Here is a 24,571-nt window from a genome sequence, read left to right on the forward strand (position 1 = left end):
TAGAAAACAGACAAAAAAGTCATAAAAAAGCTGCCATCAATTTATTTATTTTTGACCTCCTCTTCCAGAGACTTATACTTCGACCCATCAGGCATAACAGCACCTGTGAGCAAAGCACCACTCAGGTCAGAAATGCTAACTTTAGCACCTTTTAGATTTGCACCACTTAGGTAGGAACTCTTCAGGTTAGCACCACTCAAACTAGCATTCGTCAAATTGACGCCGCTCATATTTGCGTTACTCAAGTCCGCACAAATTAAATTAGCGCCGCTGAGGTTGGCACTACTGAGATTAACCTGAGTCAAGCGAGCAAAACTCAGGTTGGCATCACTGAGATTAGCACCACTCAATTTAGCCTGACTGAGGTTAGCATTATTCAGGTTAGCGTGGCTCAGATTGGCACTACTGAGGTCGGATTCACTCAATTTGGATTCACTCAGATTTGCACTAGGGAGATTGATTGCTACCAACTCTGCACCAATAGCATCTACGCCTCTCAGAGAAACACCATCTTCATTCAAATCTTGGAGTGCCAGAATTCTTGCATAGCTAACTTTTACGCCGTGTGCTGCATCAACTATACTCCAAGCTTGGTAATGAAATTGCTTGCGGCGATCGGGAGCTTCCTTAATGAATAAAATTAAAGCAACGACCATACTAAGAGCATCAACACTCTGCAAAATTTCTCCAATTAGAGAATTATCATCCGCCGCCACATAAATTATGATGAACAGAACTGCTGAAACAAGAGCGACTAACCAGGCAGGTTGTGTCCAAAAAATATCAATGAATTTTCCTAAAATTCCTTTGAGAACTTCACCCAAGCGCTGAATGAGTGATTGACCCTGAAATTGCTGATAACTATCAGTTATTTTTGAGAGCATTTTTTGGATAATTTCACCATCCAACTGAATTGATACTAAAGGCTTTTTCTGTTCCTCGGTTGGCGGCGCGAGCGGCTTAGATTCGTTCAGTAATTGTGTCTTTGATTCTTTTGGCTGATGGTGGGTGACATCTTTTTGATCGGGGACAACCTTTGGTGAAGAATCTGCACCTGCGCCTTTTAACATCAAACCTGTAATTGCTCTGTAGGCATCTGTCCACGCCAGCTTTACTTCGGGAGTCCAATCTTCTTGGAGATACTGCTCAAAAGCCATCAGCAGTGCGTCTCCAACTGGCCCATAATATTTGGGAATTACCCCATAGCCGATGTGTCTGCCTCCCAAGGCGTGGAGAACTGGCCCTAAAGCCTCGGGAGAGCGGAGATTTTCTACTACCAATACCAAAGCATTTATGAGCTTTTTCTGCTGCTTTTCTAGCTCTATATTGGCAAACAGCGGTTTAAATTCTGGGTGAGCGATGAAGAGGTTTTCGTAGAAGCTAGCGGCAAATTCATCAGCACGAGGTTTGACTTTCTCGAAACTGCTTTCCAGTATTTCTACAGCTAACTCTGGCTCTTTTTCGGGAACTGATGCTAGTTGGTGATGAGCTGCTAGAGTCACCTTTTTTTCGGGGATTATCTCTGTTTCTAATTGAACTTCTTCCGGCGTAGTTTCTACACCTGCGCCTTGTAACATCAAAGCAGTAATTGCATTGTAGGCATCTGTCCACCCCAGCTTTACTTCGGTTGTCCAATCTTGCTGGAGATACTGCTCAAAAGCACTCAGTAGTGCTTCTCCAACTGGACGGTAATATTTGGGAATTACTCCATAACCGATGTGTCTGCCTCCCAGTGCGCTGAGAACTGGCGCTAAAGCCTCTGGAGAGCGGAGATTTTCTACTACTAAAACCAGAGCATTAATCAGCTTTTGCTGTTGCTTTGCCATATCAGTTGTGGCAAATAGCGGTTTCAACTCTGGGTGAGTTGTAAACAATTTTTCGTAGAAGCTAGCGGCAAATTCATCAGCACGAGGTTTGATTTTCTCGAAACTTTGCTCTAAAAGTTCAACATTTAAAGACATATTTTTGTTTTTCTCTTGAAAGTTGACGCTCCCCTGTCTTTAGACAGGGTTTTTTAACTATTCGGCTCTGATGAATTCTTTTGATAGAGTGTTTGAAACCTGAGAGTTTCTTTGCTGACACTAGGGCCAGATATTACAAACTTAAATTTTCCAACTCTTGCCGCAGGGTAGCCATAAACTCCTCTGCGTCGTTGATGCCCATTTCTCCTAAAGCTTTCCACTCTTCGCTGCTGTAATCTAAATCGAGTCCCATCACGTCTTGAGTCCAATAGGGCAAATTAGATGGGTTTTCCATTAGGTCACAGGTTATTTTTAAGATGTCTGTTCCGGTCGTCTTTTGTCTAGCTTTTGTCGCCAAGCAAAAGGAGAGCAATTTCGCCAAATTACTTTGTGGTGGAATGGCTATTAGAAATGCCATATTTTGTGCGAGTACAAACTTGTCTAACTTCATTGGATATTTTCTTCTTGCTAGTTTTAAGGCACTCACGCAACTATTTTAACCGCTAAATTAAAATAACAGGACTTACGCTGCATTCCTTCTATTATTACACTATCTATAGTAGTGTGCAACCTAAGCACTCTGCAAGTAAAGTCTGTGCGTAAGTCCTAACCAATTTATATTACTACCTCACAATTCAATTTTTTTCTTCTAGATATCTAATTGTTACAGGTGTTTATCATACCCATCTTCGTGGAAAATTTTATCTGCATGAGAGTTGAGGTGGGGATTACAAGTGATAAACTCTTCAATGTCGTATTTGATTGTGTTGCAAATAGCATCAAGAGGCAAGTCGTTGGTATCGTAACCAAACGGGTTTTCTATTTCAAGACCAATTTCTTCAATCCCAAGTAACGTAAAAGTAATCAAACTAACAAATATGCCTGTCCCCCATCCCAAATCTTTAACTAGCTGAAAAGGCAATAACACGCAGTAAATTAATAACAGTTGCTTGAGGTGAATGGAATAAGCTAGGGGGAGGGGCGTTCTTAAAATGCGTTCGCAGTGTCCTACAGATTCCATCATACTTTTCACAGTAGTTTGCAGAAAAACTACATGACCGTAATGTAAGACAACGTTACCACGTTGATACTGCTGTTGTAGATAATCTGCTATCCAAAAGACTATCTGTAGCGGTGGATTGTGGATCGTTTTTAGCTGCAAATACTGAGATCGAGACATCAATTCTTCTAATTCGCTATTTACAGGTTCTGACCTAAGATACAATTTACACGCTACAGGGAAAGCAGCTACGAGGCGAATGACTGCAATTCTTTTGGCTCGATCTTCTGGTTCAATGTCGTTCATCATTGCCCCAATTTGCCAAACCATGTTACGGGCGTCGTTGGCTAAATTTCCCCATAACCTACGACCTTCCCAAAACCGTTCGTAAGCGGTATTAGTTCGGAAAACCAGTAATAAGCCTAAGACGATGCTGGGAATAATACTTCCCAAAATAGGTTGGGATACAGGGAGTTTGAAATAGTAAAGTACGGAAACAATAAAACTAAACAGACCAAACCCAATAACTCGTTGATAAATGGCTAAAATAACTGAGCCTCTGAACTGGAAAGCAAGTCTAAACCAGTTTTGAGTTTTTGTTTTCATAATTTCCAGAGTTTATTTTTAATACAACTATATTTCATTAAGTTTATTTGATGAGTCAACTAGATGATTAGTTGTATTTCCCGGATAATAAATTAATGATTATCGTCATCCCTAAAAGCACCGCTTGCGCCACGCAAGTAGTGGCGCAAGCTAACAGCCTTACTCTTGCATTCCTGCATACAGCAGTCGGACAAATAAGCGGACACCATCATCATTTTTCAATGTTGCATATGATGGAGCTTCACTGTTACCGATCGCGCGCAAATCCGAGAGCAGTTCGGGATGGAACTGGCAAGTAAACGAGCGTCGAATTTTCTTAGTTTCAAAATCTTTGTAGTTAATGCAGGTTGCTGAACATTCGGTAACTATTTCACCATCTTCCTCTGCTGTTGAACAAAGAACTTCAATGGCGTCGGGCAGTTGTATTAGCCAACTCAGAGAACTACCAGCGATGATGTGCCGATAGGGAACGATAGCGTCATGAATACTGCGGAAAGCCCAGTTGGCAAACAATATTGCTTCTTCGTTGACCTCATCCGAATGAAACATCGAAATTGATACTCTTGCTTCATATTGAATTGTTGTATCAATCACGCCTTCATGGCTGTCGGCTGTGACATCATGAGCATGAATAATTTCCCATGGAATACCTAAAGCATCGCCGTCGGGAGACTGATAAGGCAACAACACACGATCGCCAACTTCTTTTAATTCATTTCGCGTCACGGCAAAATGCTCGTCATTCCAGCCATTCGCAACCACTCGTCCATCACGCTTTTTGACTTGGAGTGTCTTGCCCATTGCTTCGATGCGCTGGCAGACTTCTTGCAAGGATCTGAGTGCTTTACTCTCCTTATCGCGTTCTAAAGATGTCATATCGAGGACTTGTTTGACTGCACGCCGGATGAGTCGGATGTGACATTCAGCAGCTAGTTGGTGTCCTACACAGATAAAGATGGCGGGGGCACTGGTGGGCGATCGCGAAATCAGCAATTTTTCCACTAATGCAAACATATCCTCTCGCGGACAGGCCGGACTTGTCCAGGTGGAGGCATCGTATGTTGATGGATCGCCACCTTCGACTACCACTGCATAACCAGAGTTAATTGCGGGAACAACTATTTCTGGATCGAGGACTCCGGTTGACCAAACAGGTAGTAATACTGAGTCCATATCGGCGACTTTTTGAGCAATGTAGGCGACATTTTTGGAAGCCCGAACATCTTCGCCAAGAGCGTTAAAGCCTACGTGTTCCCACGGTTCGATGATAGTAATACAGTTGCGTAACAAATTGGGATGCAACAGTAGAAACTCCAACTCTGACTGTGAATTAATCACTTTTTCTAAAGGCTTGGCGTGTCCCCACTCAAAAATGCCGTCGCTGGCAAATAGTTGTTTTTCTACCAAGGGGTCTTCTGAGGTTCTATCGGCTAAAAAACGACCTAACAAAATATGTGCTGATTCAAAATCCGATCGACCTTCATGCAAGTAGCCAGGAGTGAGTCGCCAATCGGTTGTGGTGGTTTGATTATTAAATTTGATAGCTTCTACCATTTTTTCTCTACACTTTGTAATCCGAAAGTAATAAGTTGATTAGTTTGATTATGTCTTTATTCCATGTTCTTGGGATTTTAACCAGTTAGTCAGAGCAATAGCTGTTGATGTAACAGCAGATCCCACCCTGGCCCGGAAAATTACAATCAGACAGGAATCTTGTGATCCCCGTGATAATAAACATTACCATAGTCGTCGAGGTTAAGGAAGTAATCGGTGGCGACTAAGCGCTTATCGTCTTCGGTTAGCTATATCAAATGCGCTCCAGCGTTGACCTCTAGGTTGCCGATGACTAATATTCCAACTATAGTATTTCTGGTCAAACGTGCGATTTTTGCCAGAGAGCGTTTCCTCGGTAGATGTAAATAAAAGGGTAGAGTTGGTTTTCGGTTGTGAAATTTCCTAGGTTTTGTGCCTTGACTACCCCTACCCTAAGCAAAGATATGATGGCTTATTGAGTCCAAGTTTAGATTTGAGCAACGTTAAGGTTAGCAACCAACCCATAGGTCACACTGCGAGAACTGTTTCACCGCGTTCCAAGTGCGGTACAATTTTGTCTTCGTAGAACTGGGCAGGGCGAGAGTAAACTAGGGCAATCTTTTCGCCAGCCGGAGGTGCTTTGTTCTGTGAATGCAACATTTCCTCGAACCCTTCGTAGCCCAGTGCTAGACGCAGCAAATTTAGGTTGCGACCCGCAAAAATGCCAAAGGATGTGAGGTCAACATCCAGAACTACTGCAAAAATGTTGCGTTCGTTACTGGTACTTTCACCGTGCCGAATAAAGTACACACGTCCTAGCTGTTCTGCATTGAATTCTTTTGGTGAAGCTGCAGAAGTTGTTGTGGCTGCATCCGGGAATTTACTTGTAACTTCGATCTATCCATTTTCGGTACTTTCTACCGGGTCATCTAAGTTTCTAGTGTTCATTATTTACTTTCAGTACGCCTTAAACAGGATTTAGATTCTTTTCCACGATTGAAGTTTCAGACTTTTAAGTCAGACGAGTTAACGACCAAAGCACTGTGCTACGAAAGCCTGGTCTTGAACCTTGCTGAGTATAGTCTGAGCCAAACTCCTCGGAGTGTAGCAACACTCACTAATTGCTCAGGAGCGATCGCACAACTGACAACATGAAAACTACCCAAATATTCAACGGATCAGGGGCAATATTTTTAGATAAAGAAAGCCCAGCTCGCTCTCCCTCTCCTACACCAACAGATTCTTGAGATGGGCACCAGCTTAAGGGTGAGTTTAGGGGATCGATCGTGCATCTAACTAATAAGTTTTGTGCAAAACCCGGCCTGTACTTGGAGAATTATCACTTTTGCACCTGCATGACAGCCAAAAAGATTATGCTAGAATCCATCAATACGCAGTCGTAGGTTGGGCACGGGCCGAGAAGAGCAATCTTCTTGCAGTCTAGGGGAGGTTGTAGGTCAGCCACCATTTGGGTCTTCCCAGTTGAAAGCCACCCTGCAACATGAGCCTGGAATCTGCAACCGCAGCCGAGTGCGGCAGATAGGTTGGGAGTGTCGCGCTAGAATAAGCAGTACGAGTTAACACTCGAACACAAACGCTCGTTGTGCGAGCGTGACCTCGAAACGGGCACATAGCAGCAGGTGATGGGAATAAATCATGTTTGAACGCTTCACAGAAAAAGCAATAAAAGTAATCATGTTGGCCCAGGAAGAAGCTCGCCGCCTGGGTCACAACTTCGTAGGGACAGAACAGATCCTCCTGGGTCTGATCGGAGAAGGAACCGGGGTTGCAGCTAAAGTCCTCAAATCAATGGGCGTCAACCTGAAAGACGCTCGGATTGAAGTGGAAAAAATCATCGGGCGCGGTTCCGGCTTCGTAGCAGTCGAAATTCCGTTCACCCCCCGCGCCAAGCGGGTTCTAGAACTATCCCTAGAAGAAGCTCGCCAACTCGGACACAACTACATCGGCACCGAACACCTGCTGCTGGGCCTGATCCGCGAAGGTGAAGGAGTAGCGGCTAGAGTCTTAGAAAATCTGGGAGTAGACTTGTCGAAAGTCCGTACCCAAGTTATTCGGATGCTGGGAGAAACCGCAGAAGTCGCAGCCACTGGCGGCGGCGCTCGCACCAAAACCCCAACCCTCGACGAATTTGGAGCCAACCTCACTCAAATGGCGGTCGATGGCAAACTAGACCCAGTAGTCGGACGCCAAAAAGAAATCGAACGGGTAATTCAAATCCTCGGTCGCCGCACCAAAAATAACCCGGTGCTAATTGGCGAACCCGGAGTCGGCAAAACCGCGATCGCCGAAGGCCTGGCCCAGCGCATCGCTAACAACGACATCCCAGACATCCTTGAAGAAAAGCGCGTCGTCACCCTCGACATCGGCTTGCTCGTCGCCGGTACCAAATACCGGGGCGAATTTGAAGAACGCCTCAAAAAAATCATGGACGAAATCCGCACGGCGGGTAACGTGATTTTGGTGATTGACGAAGTGCACACTTTGATCGGTGCAGGTGCTGCTGAAGGGGCGATCGACGCAGCGAACATCCTCAAGCCGGCTTTGGCAAGAGGCGAGCTCCAGTGCATCGGCGCCACCACCCTCGACGAGTACCGCAAGCACATCGAGCGCGACGCAGCCCTAGAACGGCGCTTCCAGCCCGTCATGGTCGGCGAACCCACCGTTGACGAGACGATCGAGATTCTCTTCGGCTTGCGAGAACGCTACGAACAGCACCACAAGCTGAAAATCTTGGATACAGCCCTCGAAGCAGCAGCCAAACTCTCTCACCGATACATCTCCGATCGCTTCCTCCCAGACAAAGCAATTGACTTGGTAGACGAAGCTGGTTCTAGAGTCCGCCTGATCAACTCCCAACTGCCCCCCGCAGCCAAAGAACTTGACAAAGAACTCCGCCAAGTCCTCAAAGATAAAGACGAAGCGGTTCGTTCTCAAGACTTTGACAAAGCAGGCGAATTGCGCGATCGGGAAATGACCATCAAAGCCGAAATTCGCGCTATTTCCCAAGCCAAAAAAACCGACTCGGCCCGCACAGGCGAAACCGACCCATCGCCAGTAGTCACCGAAGAAGATATCGCTCAAATCGTGGCAAGCTGGACGGGTGTACCGGTAAACAAACTGACCGAATCCGAATCCGAAAAGCTGCTGCACATGGAAGATACCTTGCACCAGCGCTTGATCGGTCAGGAAGAAGCAGTGAAAGCCGTTTCCCGCGCCATCCGCCGCGCTCGCGTCGGCTTGAAAAATCCCAACCGCCCGATCGCCAGTTTCATCTTCTCCGGGCCCACCGGCGTCGGCAAAACCGAACTCACCAAAGCCCTAGCCGGCTACTTCTTCGGTTCCGAAGACGCGATGATTCGGCTGGATATGTCGGAGTACATGGAACGGCACACCGTCTCCAAACTCATCGGTTCTCCTCCAGGCTACGTCGGCTACAACGAAGGCGGCCAACTCACAGAAGCAGTCCGCCGCCGTCCTTACACCGTCGTGCTGTTCGACGAAATCGAAAAAGCCCACCCCGATGTCTTCAATATGCTCCTGCAAATATTGGAAGACGGCCGCTTAACAGATGCCAAAGGTCGCACCGTAGACTTCAAAAATACGCTGCTGATTATGACCTCAAACATCGGTTCTAAGGTGATTGAAAAAGGCGGCGGCGGCCTCGGCTTCGAGTTCAGCGACAACCAAGCCGATGCTAATTACAACCGCATTCGTTCTTTGGTTAACGAAGAACTCAAAAACTACTTCCGCCCCGAATTCCTCAACCGACTCGACGAAATTATCGTCTTCCGTCAGTTGAACAAGGAAGAGGTCAAGGAAATCGCGGTCATAATGCTCAAAGAAGTGTTCGGTCGTTTGACAGAACAGGGAATCACCCTAGAAGTGACCGAAAAATTCAAAGAACGGCTGGTAGAAGAAGGCTACAACCCCAGCTACGGAGCTCGACCCCTGCGCCGCGCGATCATGCGCTTGCTGGAAGACAGTTTGGCTGAGGAAATCCTTTCTGGCCGCATCAAAGACGGCGACACCGCTGTTGTCGATGTGGGCGAGGACGGAATTGTTAAGGTGCTGCAAGGTCAAAAGCGGGAATTGCTGCCCCAAGGCGCTGAGTAAGATTGAGTAAGTGCGATCGCGAGTAAAGTTTGGAAATAACCCATCTCGCAGTCGCAAACAACTCAAAATCCTCACATAAAAAAGGTAGAGAATTTAAATTCTCTGCCTTTTTTATGAGTTAATATCAATCAAAGACTTATTGCATAAATCTTTGATTGATAGGGAAACCACAGATGCAACGCAGATGCTTTTCAAGATTGTTTGCGAATGCCTGCACTGCACGTCTAGTAATTAACAGTGACATACTTCAATGGTAAGCTGTACTGCATTTAAATTGTATATTTTGGGCGGGTTCGCGTGCCCAGCCCGCTCAGGGTTTGATTATTTTTTGAGATGCAATTTAAATGCTGAGCGAGCTTAATCAGATAATTAATGGCAACTATTTAGCGAGGACTTTCATGACATCTGAAAAAAATAAGTTGGGTACACAAGTAGCAGAAAATCCGCCTGAAAGCTGGTGGCAGAAAGCGTGGAAGTCGCAGCGAGAAAATCTTCAGATAGTGATTATTGCTTTGAGTTTAGCAATAGTAATTCGAGCCATGGTCGCCGAACCGCGCTACATACCCTCAGATTCTATGGTACCCACTTTGCACGTGGGCGATCGCGTCGTAGTCGAAAAAATCTCCTACTACCTCGAACCTCCAAAAACTGGCGACATCGTAGTATTTACTCCCCCGGAAAAGTTGCAAGAAGAAGGCTTTACCCAAGACCAAGCATTCATCAAGCGGATAATTGGCTTACCGGGTCAAACCGTCGCCGTTAAAAAAGGTTTAGTTTATCTCAACGACCAACCCCTCGTTGAAAAATATATTGCCGAACCTCCTAAATATCAGTGGGGACCTTTTCGCGTCCCAGAAAATGAATACTTTGTGATGGGAGACAACCGCAACAACAGCAACGACTCCAGCAGGTGGGGATTTTTACCTAAGCAGAACATCATTGGCCGCGCTGTAGTGCGGTTTTGGCCTCTAGAACGCATCGGGGAAGTTTGAAGTCAGTTGACAGTTGACTGTTGACAGTTGACTGTTGACTGTTGTCATCGCAAGCCCCATGCCCCATTTCCAATGCCCAATGCCCAACGCCCCATTCCCATGCGTAATCCTGTACGGAAATTTCTACTTATTCTTGTGCCTTAAGGGGTAGGGACTTCCTCCGGCAACTGATAAAATGGTACAAAAAGCACCGGGATTTCTCGCCTAGATCAAAATTAGTAGAATATTAAAAAATTAGGAAAGCTATGGGATTTTTTGATTCAGAAATTGTTCAGCAAGAAGCCAAGCTGTTGTTTGAAGACTATCAATCTCTCATCAAACTAGGTGGCAATTACGGGAAATTCGATCGCGAAGGCAAGAAAATGTTCATCGCTCAGATGGAATCAATGATGGAGCGCTACCGTATTTTTATGAAGCGCTTCGAGCTGTCTGAGGACTTCATGGCTCAGATGACTGTAGAGCAGTTAAAAACACAGCTCAATCAATTTGGCATCACGCCCCAGCAGATGTTCGATCAAATGAACTCAACGCTGGAGCGGATGAAATCTGAGCTGGAAAAACAGTCTTAGTGTCAGAAGGAAGAAGGAAGAAGGAAGAGGGAAGAAGGAAGAGGGAAGAAGGAAGAGGGAAGAAGGAAGAAAAAGAAAGTATTCCCAATGCCCAATGCCCAATGCCCAATGACTAATGACTGATAATTAAGGCCGCTCAAAAGATGAAGGAGGTTTGAAACTTTCTGCGGGAACACCTTCCAAAGCTTGGCTCATAAAATCACGCCAAACAGGGGCGACAATAGTACCACCAGTAGCACCGTAGCTCATCGGTCTATAATTGTCGTTGCCCATCCAAACAGCCACGGACAACTGCGGTACGTAACCCACAAACCAGATATCCCGTTCTGAAGAAGTTGTACCAGTTTTCCCAGCAGCCGGCCGCCCAAGTTGAGCCGCCCTTGCCGTTCCGCTGGTAATTACCCCTTGCAGGGCGCTGTTGACAGATGCCGCAGCCCAGGAATTGAGAACTAATTTGGGTTTAGGCGTATTGTCGAGCAAGACGTTGCCGCTGCTGTCAGTTACTTGCACGATAAACGTGGTGTCAGAATGCCAGCCGTTGTTGGCGAAGGTAGCAAAAGCTCCGGCCATTTCTAAAGGAGTGAGGTCAACGGCACCCAAGGGCAAAGAAACCACCGGTTCCATCGGACTTCTGATGCCGAGTACGCGGCAAATCTCAATCACTTTATTCAATCCGACTTCTTGGCCAAGCTTGACGGCGGGAATGTTCAGAGATACTTCCAAAGCTCTGCGGATGCTGACGGCACCGGAGAAGCCGCCACCGTAGTTTTGAGGGTAGTAGTAGCCGTCGCCGTCGCGGTAGCCGACAGGGGAGTCGTAGACAACTGAATCCGGGCCGTATTTGCCGCTAGCAAAGGCAGCGTAGTAGATAAAAGGTTTAAAAGAAGATCCGGGCTGGCGGCGTGCTTGAATGGCGCGGTTAAACTGACTCTTTTCGTAATCGACGCCGCCCACCATTGCTTTGACGAAGTGGGTGCGGGGATCGACGGCGGCTAGGGCAATTTGACCTTCGTCGCGATCGTAAAACAGCCCTTGGTAGTAAAGCCGAGTGTGCCACGCTTTGACTGTTTCTTCGGCTATGCGCTGCATTTTGAGGTCGATCGTGGTTTGAACGCGCATTCCTCCCTTAACCACGGCATCTCGCCCGAAACGCCTAGTCAGTTCCTGTACTACGGCTTGTGTTACGTAAGGAACTTGAGAGCCGCCAAAAGAGGTAATTTTGCCTAGCTTAATTTTTTCCCGGCGGGCCGCAGTCTCTTGGGCCGGCGTAATCCATTTAAGATCCTTCATGCGGTTTAAAACGATTTCCTGCCGCTCTTTTGCCAACTTGTAATTGACGAAAGGACTGAATTCTTCGGGGGCAGAAATTAAGCCGGCCAGCATCGCTGCTTCTGAAAGAGTCAAATTACTTGCTGACTTGTTGAAATAGCTTCGAGAGGCTGTCTCTACGCCGTACAAGTTGTGACCTAAGTAGATTTGATTCAGGTATAGTTGCAGAATTTGGTCTTTGTTGAGAATTTGCTCCAAGCGGATAGACATTACCGCTTCAGCTACCTTGCGACTAAATTTTGACTGGGGAGAAAGAAACAGGTTCTTGACTAGCTGCATAGTCATAGTCGAGCCGCCTTCCACGGTTCGACCTTTCTCTAGGTTGACTATGAGAGCTCGGGCTATCCCGCCGGGGTTGATGCCTTTGTGGGTGAAGAAGTTGCTATCTTCGATCGCCAGAACGGCTCGTTTCAGGTTCGGGGAGATTTGGTTAAGGGGTACGACATCCCGGTTGGCTTCGTCGTGGATGCTGGCTAGGGGCTTGCCGTTGATGTCGTAAATGTGGGTAGTTTCTGTGGGAGAGTAGGTTTGCAAGATCCGAACATCTGGCAAATTGCGGAAGCTGATCGCTAAGCCAACCAGTCCACCAGCGACTACGGAACTGGCAAGCATTGTCATGCTGAGTATGGTTCCGGCGGTCACTTTACTGACTGACTGAACAAACTCGAATACGGGGGCTGAGTTTTCCGTGTTATTGCGGACTGCGTTGGTTGACACGTGGATTTCACTTCCTCACTCGATTTGGGGTTTAAGACTTTTAATTTTAGATGCGAACCCTAGAGACTGTCAGCTAATGAAAGCCGGTCAGCTTTGGGATTATAGTAGCTTGATAGTTATGTTTTTATTCGTCAACCAGTGAGTGTAACTAATTCTGCTGCACTTTGGCAAAATATGATGGACGATCGCTCCCCGATGATAACTCCTAACCTTTCAGCGCTTTACCGCGGCGTCAGCGAGATTTTTCCAGATCGACCTGATTCTAGCAACCCTGACGAAAATTTAGCCCAACTGCTGGCAAAAGTCGATCGACCCTTGCGAGTCAAACTGGGAATTGACCCGACAGGGAGTGACATTCACTTGGGCCACAGCATTTGCGTCCGCAAGCTGCGCGCTTTTCAGGATGCCGGTCACACAGCCGTACTGCTGATCGGAGATTTTACCGCAAGAATTGGCGATCCGACAGGGAAATCCGAGATGCGAACCCAGTTGACGGCCGAACAAGTGGCGGAAAATGCCAAGACTTATTTAGACCAAGTGCGTCCGATTCTAGATTTTGACACACCAGGACGTTTGGAAATTCGCTATAACTCCGAGTGGTTGTCAAAATTGGACTTGGCGAAGGTTTTGGAACTGCTGGGAACCATGACGGTGCAGCAGATGCTCGCTAAAGAGGGATTTGATAATCGGATGCAGCAGGAGAATGCGATTTATCTGCATGAGTTTCTGTATCCACTCATGCAGGGTTACGACTCGGTGGCTTTGGAAGCGGATGTGGAGTTGGGGGGAACCGACCAAAAGTTTAATATTGCGGTGGGCAGAGATTTGCAGCGCCATTTTGGGATGAAACCGCAGTTTGGTTTGCTGATGCCGATTTTGATCGGGACTGACGGGGTGCAAAAGATGTCGAAATCTTTGGGCAATTATGTGGGTTTGTCGGAAGACCCGCTGACTATGTATTCTAAGTTGGAGAAAATTGCTGATAGTTCGATCGCCCAGTATTTTGAACTATTGACAGATTTGCCGCTTGATGAATTGCCAGAAAATCCGCGAGAAAAACAGAAACTTTTGGCTGTGGATGTGGTGCGCCAGTATCGGGGGAAGGAAGCGGCCGATCGCGCACAACAAGATGCAATGGCGCTGGTTAAAGGTGCTGCTGGACAAGCTGATGCAGTACCCGAGTTTTCTTTGGCAAACGTCCAGTTTCCGGCTAAGTTGTTTTATATTCTGAGTGCTAGCGGGCTTTGTAAAAGCAGCGGTGATGCCAGGAAGTTGATGCAAGGCGGCGGGGTGAAGTTGGAGGGCGATCGGGTTTCTGATGTTAACCTTACTTTTGAATCACCTGCTGATTTATGCGGTAAGGTTTTGCAGGTTGGCAAGAATAAGTTTGTTCGTTTGGTGTCTTGAATCTCTTTTTTAACCGCAGATGAATACTGAAGATGAACGCTGATAATCGAATTATTGTTGCTTTGGATGTTTCCAGTCAAGAAGAGGCGATCGCACTTCTGGACAAACTCCCGCAAGTATCTTTTTGGAAAGTGGGTTTGGAACTGTTTGTGAGCTCCGGGCCGGGGATTTTGGAAATTTTAAAACAGCGGGAAAAGCGGATTTTTCTCGATTTGAAGTTTCACGATATCCCGAATACTGTAGCTGGTGCTTGTCGGGCTGCTGCTAAGTATAATGTGGATTTATTGACTATCCATTCTACTTGTGGTAAAGATGCTTTGAAAGCGGCACAGTTGGCTTTGACTGAAGGGGCGGCGGCTGTGGATAAACCGAGTCCTAAGTTGATTGCAATTACTCTATTGACGAGTTTGAATTCGCGACAGTTGGCTTTTGAGTTGAAAATACCTTTGGAGTTGCCAGAATATGCTTTGCACATGGCATTGTTGGCTAAGGAAACGGGTTTAGCTGGGGCTGTTTGTTCTCCGCAAGAAGTGGAACAGTTAAGAATGAGTTGCGGGGATGATTTTCTGTTAGTTTGTCCCGGTGTGCGTCCAAAATGGGCTGAGGGAGGGGATCAAAAGCGATCGATGACTCCAAAGGCGGCTTTGAAAGCTGGTGCGGATTATCTGGTGATTGGGCGGCCGATTACTGCTGCAGACGATCCGGTGGCGGCTTTTGCGCGTATTTGTGAAGAGATTGAATAACAATATGAATGTTTTTTAAACCGCAGGTAAATACAGATGAACACAGAGAAAATTTCATCAGCGTTTATCTGTGTTTATCTGCTGATATCTGCGGTTGCAACTCCGACTTTGGCAGTTAATTTTGTGACCAATCATGCTAAGAGTATCAATGCAAGTCGGTATGGTTTGTTAGTGCGATCGCCCTGTCCCGCTAATTTAGAAACTTTGGTCGCTCGCCTGTTGCAAGATTTGCCGAGTTATGCTAATCGCGTAATTGTGCGATCGCACTTTTCTCCTAACAAAAACACACCGTCCGGTTACGCGCTGCCTCAAATAATTTTAGCGGGTCGCCCGGAGTTTGAACCGCTACCTTTAAATTTTGAAGATGCACTTCCTGAAAATGCCAGTCAAGTTTTCATTACTACTTTGGAACGGCAGTATCGCGGGGAAAAACCAGTCGAAATTCAGCAATATCATTGGCTGTTTTTAACTAAAACGGAGAACGGCTGGGAGTTGGCAAAAATCGTTTCTCGGTTTGGTAATGCGGCGAATATTCGTCCTTTATTAGGTCAAGATAGTGAAAGCGAAATTGCTGAAGCTATTCGTTTGTGGTTGCGCGATTGTCAGGCAAAAAATAAGTTGTCCCGCAACTAAATGGTATTTTTGGGCGGGCGAGACGCCCACCCCACATGAAATATTGTTTATTGTGGAACAGGCATCTTGCCTGTTCCTGATAGAAAATAATTTTATTGTGGAACAGGCAAGATGCCTGTTCCTGACAGAGGTATAAGAAAATCCACGAATTTTCGGTTGAGCGATTTACCGTGGGGGCGGGTTTACGAGATTATCGGTTTTAGGCAATTATTGTTCGTGAAACCCGCCCATACAAAGCACAAACAAAAAAATATTAGAATGGCTATTTTAATTCATCCAATTTAGCCTTAATAGTTTGCATATCTTGCCACATATACCATTTCGGAGTCTCGGGTTCTCGGGAGGGGTTTCGCAGCAAGTAAGATGGGTGGAAAATTGGCATACACAAACGATTTTCCCATTCAATCCATTGACCTCTGATTTTACTAATGGGCCGCTTGTCGCTTAGCAAACCTTTGAGGGCTGTTGCACCGGTTAATAAAATAATTTTGGGGTCTAAGATGCGAATTTGTTCGAGCAAGTATGGTTTGCAAGCTTCGATTTCTTTTGCTGTCGGAGGGCGGTTGTTGGGAGGGCGACATTTGATGACGTTGGCAATGAATACGTCGGTTTCTGCACTCAATCCCACGGATTCTAAAATCTTATCTAACAGTTTGCCCGATCGCCCGACGAAGGGCAATCCCGTTTCATCTTCGTTTTGTCCGGGCGCTTCTCCTACAATCAAAATTGAGGCTTGAGGATTGCCGCGCCCGATGACAGCGTGAGTGCGCGTATTGCCCAATTCGCAGCGGTAGCAGCGGTTGCAGTGCTCGCCGATTTGTTCCATATTTTGATAAGTGCCGGGAGGGATGGGAATTTTGGCATTTGCTGGTATTGAGTCTGTTTGAAAAGTGGCACTTTGATTGTTGTCAAAAAGGCTGAGTTGCAAGTCGCTGGACATACATTTTACAATTAGGGAGAGATTTTGGAGTCTAGAGTTTATAGTTTAGATCGGGTTTGGTGATTTGAGATTGGCTAGATGCTGGTATGGGATGCTGTCGATTCCCTACGGGATAGCTACGCTTCACGCACAATCTCCAATTAACACTGGCACAATCTCCAATTTTTTGGTTGAGCTCGTACAGGCAAAAATATGTTCTCTAACCCGTTTTTTGACGATCGCGCCGATGCAGGCGAAAAACTGGCCGAGGCAGTTGTGGGCGAGCTCGGCAAGTTGAATTTAACGGCACAGAAGGCGGTGAAACCGATTGTTTACGCCTTGCCGCGTGGGGGTTTGCCCGTTGCTGTGCCGATTGCGCGTCGCTTGGGCTGTCCTTTGGATGTGGTTGTCGCCAAGAAAATTACTCGCCCAGATAATTTAGAATTGGCGATCGGGGCTGCAACGGCTGACGGTCACGTCCTCTGGGAAAAGCAAAAGCTGCTGAATTGGCGCTTGCAAAAATCCGCCCTGCCCCGGGCTCAAAATAATGCTCAATCTCTGCTGGCAGATTTGTCTCCGGGGCGCCCAAATATCAGCGCGGCGGGGGCTTTGGCGATTTTGGTAGATGACGGCATTGCTACGGGGATGACGATGGCTGTGGCGGCTAAGGCTTTGGAGTCGCAGCAACCGATGGCTTTGTGGATTTGCGCGCCTGTCGCCCCGGCAGATTTGATGGGATTTTTGGCCCAGATGGGCGATAAGTTGATCGTTCTGGAGACTCCTCACCCTTTTTACAGTGTCAGTCGCTTTTATGGGCAATTTCCGCAGGTTGAGACTGCGGAGGCTTTAAGGTGTTTGCAGCAACAAACTGAATGGCGATCGTAGGTTAAGCTAGAAGGCTAAATCTAAAAGCTCGATCGCTAAAACATGAGACCTTGGCAATATTGGTTGGACACTTTGATTCTGTCTACTCAGCACAATCCGCCTCGCTTTGTTGAGCTGGTAATGTTAACTTTGGCGATGATTTTGCTCGGGCTGTGGAGTGTAACATTGCAGTGGCAGTATTTAACGCTGTCTCTGAGTTATATAATTGGTTCGTCTTTTTCAATTTTGGTGCGGGAATCCCTCGGCCCACGGCCTCAATTTCAACTAACTCACCTGACAGCATTGCTGTTATTAATCATCAGTTTTTATAGTTTTGCTGAACTGATTAGATAGTTAAGGCTGTTTTGATTTGTAGACGCGGGTTTGACAATGTGATTGCGAAGGTGGTGAAGCAATTGCATAACTTATATAGCAATCCTCAGCGGGTTGTGAACTAGATGTTTTTTTGAACGAACCGCGAAGACGCGAAGGACGCGAAGGAAAGATCGAGGGTTCACAAATCATTAGCCATCATCCTACATTCTAATGGGATTGATGTAAAATTATGCGGTTCCCGGCAGGATCGAAGGCATAGATTTCTAGACCGTGAGAAGCTTTGATAATTTCTCCGTTGGGCGGATAACCTAAAGCCCAAATTCTGGCGATCGCAGTTTCGATATCGCTGACTTCCAAACACAAACTGATGCCTGTTTTGGCTCGATTTGCAAATTCCGATTTGTGGGAATCTTTTGGTTTGAATATGCCGAGTCTTAAGCCGGGGAGTTGAAATTCAGCATAGGTATTGGGAATATAAGGGTTTGGTTCTATGTCGAGAAATTTGGTGTAAAATTTAACGAGAACTTCCTTATCAAGGTCGGCTAAAGTCACTAGGGCGGCGCTGTATTGGAAACTCATATAAATTGGTAATGGCGAATTGGTAATGGAAAATTGATAATATTATAACTTTCTATCTATTTAAAATCCTCCAATTCGTCCGACTATTTCGATTTTACCTTGTCGATCGCTTTTGATAATCACAGCTTCGCCACTTTGCGGTACAATATCAGTAATCGCGGTAATATTTACTTGATGAGTTACCATAATAACCGCGCCTTTAGTGTTGCGGTTGTCAACAATTAATTTGCGGATTGTCGCTGTTTGTCTGGCTTCTGTGCTGCTGTCGCTAAAGAACGAGTTCAGCGCTGGGAACGGTTCGACTTTGCCTATATTTATCAGTTTTGCTGTTTCCAAACACCTACACCACTGACTGGATAAAACTCTGGCAACTTTGATGTTGCGGTTGCGAAATTCTGCTCCCATTTGCTTGGCTTGGGTTCTTCCCTGTGCTGATAAATTGCGCTGGGTGGAACAGTCACCCAACTTAAAGTTAGCAGGATCTCCCGTACCTGGGGCGATCGCGTGTCGCATTGCTACCACCAACCCCGTCTCCCCCCGCTGCAACAATTGCCACCCTGCTTGAGTTTGCGCGTTAGTTGCTGCGTCAGAACTTGCCGTTGCAATCATTAAGCCGATCGACAATACTAAAGCTAGCGATCCGAAAAACCATTTCCAGTTGAGGTCAATCCGCGCAGCCATTGTTCCAGAACTTAGAAATTATCTTATCATATTATAATACAACAAATATTGCTCTATGGAACTCACCAATTTTATTGCTCTGTCTGTCATTATTGCCCTCGTGCTGGGGATTGGGTTGGGAACAATGACTTGGGCTTACTTCGGCAAGGGCAGCATTTCTGTACTCTTTAAAGAACCAATTTTAACTTACCCAGAATTTCCCGATACCGACAGCGGCAGTAAAGCTTCCGTTTATTTTCAACAAGGAATTGAGGCTTATCAGTCAGGAAAGTACCGCAAAGCAAAAGATAAATTTACCAGCGCTTTAGAAAAAGTTTCAACTTTAGCAGAAGCTTACCACAATCGCGGCTTAGCTTGTGCAAATTTGCGATCGGATGAGGAGGCCGTTGCAGATTTGATCCGTGCCAGCGAATTATACCAACAGCAGGGGGCTGGATTTGCCCTCGACACGATTAAACAAAATCTGGCAGCCTTGAAGCAGCGCAAATTAGAACGAGAAAAACAAAAAGCAGTAGCGACCTAAATGATTAGCTTGGACCCGTGGAACTCAACCAAACCCTAGAGTTGGGGTCGTAAAAACCCGGTTTATTTAATGCTTGAGAGAAACCGGGTTTGTTGACCGAATTATTATTAAAGTGGCAAACCAAAATTTAACATTCTCCCGAGTCCCTAAATTTTTCTGGCATCTTCTATTTGGTTGATTTTAGAAATCATCATTTCTCGGCTTGAGGCCACAACTCGATAGTTAGTAATGGGATCGTAAGCTTCCCATTCTTGAGTCACTTCGCTGTCTTGCCACAAAAACCATTCCCGATAAATTTCGCCGTCATCAATGTCGCCGCACAAGGGAAGCCAATCATCTCCTCCCAGGCTCTCGAAATCTCCTCCTACTAAGTCAATCCAAGCTGCAAGGATACAAGAGTCAATAACATTATTATTAACAGTGACTGCGTTAGAGTAAAGAGAAGTTTCTGGAAAACAAAGTGTGGATTTCATAAGCTGTACCTGAATGTTATGTTATTAATTTATAAAAAAATCCTCTAGGTCAGTGACAGCAGAATGCCACTATCCTAACCTCCACAGTTCCCACCTCGAAAAACCTTGACACCCAAAGCGCTCAAATGCCTCTGCTGTATGACTTGAGACCGCTTTGAGTCAAGTCGCTAGACAGGCTAAATACAGCCACTTTGCCAAGTGGCATACAAGAAAGCCCGATCGACCAAATATGGCTGGCCAAGGATCTCGCGCATTGGGGAGCGAAGACAGTGCAACTGGTAATTCTATACTGGGTAAGTTGGCAACTTTCAGTACAGTTTTTGTGATAAAATTAGCAGTAAGCGGACTTTCGTACCGACAGCCTGGTTTGGTCAAAAGCTTTGCAACGAGCTTTCCAATCGTGGTGCGATCGCCAGTTTTGATTTATTGTTAATTTTGCCAAGTCCCGATCGACTGTTAGGGAAAAAAATTTATGCAAGCAACCAACCAAGAAAGAGTTATCGATCTGACAATCCACTATACCAACGGCAAACAGCAACACTTCCAGTTCATTGCGCCAGAGGGAACAGTAGGAGAGCAAGCAACTTTAGGCACTCGCCTGCACAAAATGTTGACTGCAGACCCGATAATTCTCGAATTGGCAGATAAACTGGTAGTTATCCCAGTTCACAACATACAAAGTATTGAAATATCGCCGGTTCCTCCCAAATTGCCAGAGGGTGTCATTCACCCAATGCGAGAAATCAAGAAATAGTTAAGGTGTTCCGCATCTAAATTCAACTGAAAAGGCGGGTTGAATACCCATGTCATGCAGAGTTGGAAGAAGCATAAATGTACCAATTAAAGGCGCAACAAGTTATTACAAATAACGAGGAAAAAATGTTGCTGACCGTGAAACCTGTTCCGAAAAAAATGCAACTGTAGACAACCTCCAAGCCCTTATAGCATCACTCATTCCCCATCTAAAATATAAAATATAAAATATAAAATATAAAATAGTATGACGATATATCTCACATGAGTGAGGGGAATAATTGCAGCTTTTACAGACTTTAACTTACCAGAAAAAATGCTAGAGCTCCACTGTCACACTACTTATTCCGACGGCACTCTCACCCCTGCCGAACTCGTAGCCGCGGCCGCGTCCTCGGGGGTTCGGGCCTTGGCTCTCACCGATCACGATACGATGTCGGGTTGGGATGAAGCCTTCGCCGCCGCTGCTTTGCACGGTATCGAAATAGTCCCCGGACTTGAACTCAGCACCGTTCACAACGGCCGATCGCTGCACATTTTAGGTTTTTATCCCGATGCAAATAAGTTGCGAGTTCCTTTGAACGATCGCCTGGAAGGACGGTTTCGCCGATCGCAGGAAATGGTCGAAAAATTAGCAGCAATGGGATACGCGATCGAACTGCCAAAAACATCCCCAGGAATGGCACCGGGACGGCCTCATATTGCCTCTGCGCTGGTAAAAGCAGGTCACGCGAAATCATCGCGGGAAGCATTCGATCGCTGGCTGGGAGATGACGGCCCGGCTTATGTTCATTACGAGAAATTCTCGATCGTCGAAGGCATTGATTTACTGAAGAGTTGTGGCGCAGTACCAGTTTGGGCTCACCCTTATTTATTTCGCGGCGGCGCTGTTGAGGAAGTCTTAAAAGAATTAGTAGATGCTGGTTTAATGGGAGTTGAAGTATACCATCCCAGCCACAGTTCCAGCCAAATCCAAAAGTTGAAAGATTTGTGTCTTCATTACGGTTTGCTGGCAACTGGTGGCAGCGATTATCACGGCCCCGACCCGGAAAGGAAAGCAGCAGATAGCACCCAATTAAATATGCTGCATTTGCCGTTAGAATTGCTCGAACCCATTAAAGTTGCTGCGGCGAGTTTGAAATAGTTTTTTAGGGCGAATATTGCTGACATATACATTTGTAAAAAAAAGGAATCCTTCGCTTTTTGAGGGAGGAATTTGCACGCAGTAAGTCTTCAGAAGAAGACCGAGGTCAAGCAGAATATAAATTAATATGAAGTTAAAGGCAATTGCAGGGGAGTTGATTTTACAATGTTACTAAAGGAACTTGCCAAACGGAGCTTATTATGAGTACAGAAGACAGAGCGAAGGCGATCGGCAAAAATTTAGAAGGCAAAGCTCAGGAAATTTTCGGTAATATCACCGGCAACAGAAAAGACCAGGTTGAAGGCAAAGCCAAACAAGCCGAAGCTGCCGCCCGCCACGCAGCAGAAGATGCTAAAAATGCGGTGAGAAATCTGGCAGATAAAGCCAAAAGGTCGATCGACAAATTGTAGAAACCGCGCTATACCAAATCCGCGCTAATAGAATTCGTTTCATATCAAATCCTTTGCTATCCATAGGGTTTGATATGATTTATTTTTGGAATGTGCATAAACTGGGTGACTCCTGCGATATCTCTTCAAAAGCGCAGTGGACAAGTCCCTATAATTGTTAATTTTACACCGGATTAATTTCGTAGTAAGGACTTCAGTCCTTATCCCATTGCCTTTACGAAAAATTTTTGCTCAATTCTGCATAAAGTCGCCAAAACCTGCGATATCAGAGTATCAACACGCAAAAACTGGACTATGACGAGACATGATACCCCCGTCGAACCCTTAGCAGGTTTAGTTCCTGTAGCCGCAAGTTTCAACTTGTTGCTTCCACCCACGGGTTGGGAACTCAAACCGATTTCCTTGACTTTGTTATTGCTGGCAGGTTACAGCGCTATTTTCCCTGGGAGAACCGAATTATCTCGATGTCATCCGAACCTGCCTGTGAACACCGACGAACAGTTACGCCAACTTCTACAACTCTTGAAAGGCTCGCAAGAGGGTAGTAAGGAACAAGAAAGACTCAAAAATCAATTGTGCCAACTCATTCCCCATTTGCCCGGAATTCGCAAGCATCCTTATCCTAATATTGATTTAGAGGAAATGATGCAGGAAGCTTATTGCGGTTTTCTCAAAACGCTTTCGGCATTTTTGAGGGGAATTGACCTCGACAATCTCGCTGCTGATGTGTTGCGAACCCGAGTGGTTCAGCGGTTCAATAAAACTCTCAAGAACAAAGTCTATGAGCAATATCGCCGGATGCAGCAACAGATTTTTAGTGTTAGTTTTGATGCTCCGATTACGAGCAACCGAGGTGAAAAATTTGAGGCTCAAGAACCGATAGACCATACCACGAAAAATGGAATTGAGCAACTCATCGAGAGAGAACAAGCTCAAAATAAGCAGCGCATCGGCCGCAAACTATGGCAGTGTATTGAAGACGATCCGATGGGAGAACTGCGAAACAGTTATCCCAATGAAAAAATAGATAAGAAGAAGCCAAATAATCCCGAAAATCGCCGCCCTCGACCGGATGCCAATTCTCACGTACTCGCACTGCGATTGCTGTTGCAAGACCCTCCAGATAAATTGTCTAAAATTGCCAGAGAGTTAAACATTGACTATCAAACTCTCAACTCTCACTGGAAAAGAACAGGTTTGGCTCTCGTCAAAGAGATTGCACTTAAGTTTGGATATCAACCCGAGGAATAATGGTGAATAGCAGAGATACTTATTTGTTAGAAATTCCTCTGGAGCAAACTGCCCGCAATTTGGCTCTGCAATTTGCTTCAGAGCAAGCTAATCCGCAAAAAGGCAAGCGGGTTTATTTCAATACCCTGGCGGTTTGGGCGGTTAACTATTTCTTGGAATGGATGGAAATGGAAACCGATATTGATGGCGGTGATAGTTGGAATCCAGCAATGCGGGCGGTTGTGGATGTGGGCGATTTGGTTTTGCCGGGGATTGGCAAGATAGAATGCTGTCCGGTTCAGCTCGGAGAATCGGCGATTTCTCTGCCGGAAGTGCGGGAAAATCGCATTGCTTATATCGCTGTTCAGTTTGCCGAACCTTTCGATAAGGTGAAACTTTTGGGCTTTATTCCGGCTGTGGAAATTCTGGATGAAACTGAAGAAATTTCTCTAACTAATCTCAAACCAGTTGAGGAATTGTGGGATTATTTGGATCGGATTGAGTTGGCAATTCCGCTGTTGCAAGGTGAAATTGAAGAGTTGCTATCTGATTTGGGAGAAGATGACCCCGTACAAGCACAAGTTCGGGAGAGTTTGCAAAACAAATCTATTTCTGAAATAGTGGCAATTTTGAATAAAGTTTTGCACAGTAGTGAGAAATCTGACTGGGGATATGAAGGGGGGAAGGCTTTAGCGGGAAGTGGTTCTAGCAGTGGAGGTTTGGGAAATAGAGATATATCTTTCTCTCCTGATAAATCTTCACCTGTTGAGAAAGCTTCAGATATTGAGGAGGATGTGAAAGCGGAACTGAATCTGATTGCTGAAGATTTGTTGGAGAAGTTAGCTGAGATTTGGGGAGATGGTGATGATTTTGCCTTGTCATAAATCGGCAATCTCCCAGAAATCTGGATAAATTTCCATGACTTGTAGGGGCGGGTTCACTAACCATATCTGATAAAAATCAACAATCTAAAAAACCCGCCCCGTCCCCGCCATCAATACGAAAAAACAATTAAAATATTGCGTTTTTGGGTTT

At 45.8% G+C, this 24,571-nt stretch carries 24 protein-coding genes; 14 read left to right on the forward strand and 10 right to left on the reverse strand.

Going from position 1 to position 24,571, the window contains the following annotated elements; genetic code table 11:
* Positions 1-41: 41 nt before the first annotated feature.
* From QUA62_RS04505 to QUA62_RS04525, 5 genes are all read right to left on the reverse strand, one after another.
* Positions 42-1,961 (reverse strand): globin domain-containing protein, encoded by a 1,920-nt coding sequence (locus QUA62_RS04505; protein ID WP_333402667.1) that lies wholly within the window; start codon positions 1,959-1,961, stop codon positions 42-44.
* A gap of 133 nt (positions 1,962-2,094) precedes the next feature.
* Positions 2,095-2,412 (reverse strand): hypothetical protein, encoded by a 318-nt coding sequence (locus QUA62_RS04510; RefSeq protein ID WP_333402668.1) that lies wholly within the window; start codon positions 2,410-2,412, stop codon positions 2,095-2,097.
* Between the two features lie 213 nt (positions 2,413-2,625).
* Positions 2,626-3,567: a bestrophin family ion channel gene (locus QUA62_RS04515; protein WP_333402669.1), complete on the reverse strand. Its 942-nt coding sequence runs from the start codon at positions 3,565-3,567 to the stop codon at positions 2,626-2,628.
* Positions 3,568-3,726: 159 nt separating this feature from the next.
* The gene (locus QUA62_RS04520) at positions 3,727-5,121 is read right to left on the reverse strand and encodes a hypothetical protein (RefSeq protein ID WP_333402670.1); all 1,395 of its coding nucleotides are present in this window, start codon (positions 5,119-5,121) and stop codon (positions 3,727-3,729) included.
* A gap of 507 nt (positions 5,122-5,628) precedes the next feature.
* Positions 5,629-5,910 (reverse strand): phosphoglycerate mutase family protein, encoded by a 282-nt coding sequence (locus QUA62_RS04525; RefSeq protein WP_333402671.1) that lies wholly within the window; start codon positions 5,908-5,910, stop codon positions 5,629-5,631.
* Between the two features lie 846 nt (positions 5,911-6,756).
* Between QUA62_RS04525 and QUA62_RS04530 the strand changes: the two genes are divergently transcribed.
* The 3 genes from QUA62_RS04530 (at position 6,757) to QUA62_RS04540 (ending at position 10,795) form a co-directional block, all read left to right on the forward strand.
* Positions 6,757-9,234 (forward strand): ATP-dependent Clp protease ATP-binding subunit, encoded by a 2,478-nt coding sequence (locus tag QUA62_RS04530; RefSeq protein WP_006632591.1) that lies wholly within the window; start codon positions 6,757-6,759, stop codon positions 9,232-9,234.
* 398 nt (positions 9,235-9,632) lie between these two features.
* Positions 9,633-10,226: a signal peptidase I gene (lepB, locus tag QUA62_RS04535; RefSeq protein ID WP_190661253.1), complete on the forward strand. Its 594-nt coding sequence runs from the start codon at positions 9,633-9,635 to the stop codon at positions 10,224-10,226.
* A gap of 245 nt (positions 10,227-10,471) precedes the next feature.
* The gene (locus QUA62_RS04540) at positions 10,472-10,795 is read left to right on the forward strand and encodes a DUF1825 family protein (protein ID WP_190661255.1); all 324 of its coding nucleotides are present in this window, start codon (positions 10,472-10,474) and stop codon (positions 10,793-10,795) included.
* A gap of 126 nt (positions 10,796-10,921) precedes the next feature.
* Here the strand turns inward: QUA62_RS04540 and QUA62_RS04545 are convergent, their stop codons facing one another.
* The gene (locus QUA62_RS04545; RefSeq protein WP_333289081.1) at positions 10,922-12,841 is read right to left on the reverse strand and encodes a transglycosylase domain-containing protein; all 1,920 of its coding nucleotides are present in this window, start codon (positions 12,839-12,841) and stop codon (positions 10,922-10,924) included.
* 174 nt (positions 12,842-13,015) lie between these two features.
* Here QUA62_RS04545 and tyrS point away from each other — a divergent pair, with 174 nt between their 5' ends.
* From tyrS to QUA62_RS04560, 3 genes are read left to right on the forward strand one after another with little or no spacing between them, the layout of a single operon-like run.
* Positions 13,016-14,248, forward strand: coding sequence for a tyrosine--tRNA ligase (gene tyrS, locus QUA62_RS04550; protein ID WP_333402697.1), 1,233 nt, complete (start codon positions 13,016-13,018; stop codon positions 14,246-14,248).
* Positions 14,249-14,280: 32 nt separating this feature from the next.
* Complete coding sequence (gene pyrF / locus QUA62_RS04555; RefSeq protein WP_333402672.1) at positions 14,281-14,991, forward strand: orotidine-5'-phosphate decarboxylase; 711 nt, start codon at positions 14,281-14,283, stop codon at positions 14,989-14,991.
* A gap of 36 nt (positions 14,992-15,027) precedes the next feature.
* Positions 15,028-15,624, forward strand: a complete 597-nt coding sequence (locus QUA62_RS04560) for a hypothetical protein (protein WP_333402673.1) — start codon at positions 15,028-15,030, stop codon at positions 15,622-15,624.
* Positions 15,625-15,886: 262 nt separating this feature from the next.
* Here QUA62_RS04560 and QUA62_RS04565 read toward each other — a convergent pair whose 3' ends face one another.
* Positions 15,887-16,564: a uracil-DNA glycosylase gene (locus QUA62_RS04565; RefSeq protein WP_333402674.1), complete on the reverse strand. Its 678-nt coding sequence runs from the start codon at positions 16,562-16,564 to the stop codon at positions 15,887-15,889.
* Positions 16,565-16,756: 192 nt separating this feature from the next.
* On the opposite strand from QUA62_RS04565, the gene QUA62_RS04570 reads away from it, so the two are divergent.
* Positions 16,757-17,428 carry a phosphoribosyltransferase family protein gene (locus QUA62_RS04570; RefSeq protein WP_333402675.1) on the forward strand — a complete coding sequence of 224 codons (672 nt, stop codon included), beginning with the start codon at positions 16,757-16,759 and terminating at the stop codon, positions 17,426-17,428.
* A 42-nt stretch (positions 17,429-17,470) separates the two neighbouring features.
* Positions 17,471-17,761 (forward strand): hypothetical protein, encoded by a 291-nt coding sequence (locus QUA62_RS04575; RefSeq protein ID WP_190733766.1) that lies wholly within the window; start codon positions 17,471-17,473, stop codon positions 17,759-17,761.
* 189 nt (positions 17,762-17,950) lie between these two features.
* Here the strand turns inward: QUA62_RS04575 and QUA62_RS04580 are convergent, their stop codons facing one another.
* On the reverse strand, positions 17,951-18,322 hold the full coding sequence (locus QUA62_RS04580) for a VOC family protein (protein ID WP_333402676.1): 372 nt from the start codon (positions 18,320-18,322) through the stop codon (positions 17,951-17,953).
* A 60-nt stretch (positions 18,323-18,382) separates the two neighbouring features.
* Positions 18,383-19,003, reverse strand: coding sequence for a histidine phosphatase family protein (locus QUA62_RS04585; RefSeq protein WP_333402677.1), 621 nt, complete (start codon positions 19,001-19,003; stop codon positions 18,383-18,385).
* A 55-nt stretch (positions 19,004-19,058) separates the two neighbouring features.
* Here QUA62_RS04585 and QUA62_RS04590 point away from each other — a divergent pair, with 55 nt between their 5' ends.
* A complete protein-coding gene (locus QUA62_RS04590; RefSeq protein WP_190661274.1) occupies positions 19,059-19,526 on the forward strand; it encodes a hypothetical protein in 468 nt (155 codons plus the stop codon).
* Positions 19,527-19,672: 146 nt separating this feature from the next.
* Here QUA62_RS04590 and QUA62_RS04595 read toward each other — a convergent pair whose 3' ends face one another.
* On the reverse strand, positions 19,673-19,999 hold the full coding sequence (locus tag QUA62_RS04595; RefSeq protein ID WP_190661277.1) for a hypothetical protein: 327 nt from the start codon (positions 19,997-19,999) through the stop codon (positions 19,673-19,675).
* Positions 20,000-20,471: 472 nt separating this feature from the next.
* Between QUA62_RS04595 and QUA62_RS04600 the strand changes: the two genes are divergently transcribed.
* The 5 genes from QUA62_RS04600 to QUA62_RS04620 all read left to right on the forward strand — a co-directional run bounded on the left by QUA62_RS04600 (position 20,472) and on the right by QUA62_RS04620 (position 24,420).
* Positions 20,472-20,753: a hypothetical protein gene (locus tag QUA62_RS04600; protein WP_333402678.1), complete on the forward strand. Its 282-nt coding sequence runs from the start codon at positions 20,472-20,474 to the stop codon at positions 20,751-20,753.
* A gap of 315 nt (positions 20,754-21,068) precedes the next feature.
* Positions 21,069-21,896, forward strand: coding sequence for a PHP domain-containing protein (locus QUA62_RS04605; RefSeq protein ID WP_333402679.1), 828 nt, complete (start codon positions 21,069-21,071; stop codon positions 21,894-21,896).
* A 200-nt stretch (positions 21,897-22,096) separates the two neighbouring features.
* Positions 22,097-22,306, forward strand: coding sequence for a CsbD family protein (locus QUA62_RS04610; RefSeq protein ID WP_333105841.1), 210 nt, complete (start codon positions 22,097-22,099; stop codon positions 22,304-22,306).
* 294 nt (positions 22,307-22,600) lie between these two features.
* Complete coding sequence (locus QUA62_RS04615; RefSeq protein WP_333402680.1) at positions 22,601-23,557, forward strand: hypothetical protein; 957 nt, start codon at positions 22,601-22,603, stop codon at positions 23,555-23,557.
* Positions 23,557-24,420 (forward strand): DUF1822 family protein, encoded by an 864-nt coding sequence (locus QUA62_RS04620; protein ID WP_333402681.1) that lies wholly within the window; start codon positions 23,557-23,559, stop codon positions 24,418-24,420. The genes QUA62_RS04615 and QUA62_RS04620 overlap by 1 nt, the downstream gene beginning before the upstream one ends.
* The last annotated feature ends 151 nt before the right edge of the window (positions 24,421-24,571 follow it).

The organism is Microcoleus sp. MON1_C1, from assembly GCF_036701945.1.
Lineage (GTDB): Bacteria > Cyanobacteriota > Cyanobacteriia > Cyanobacteriales > Microcoleaceae > Microcoleus.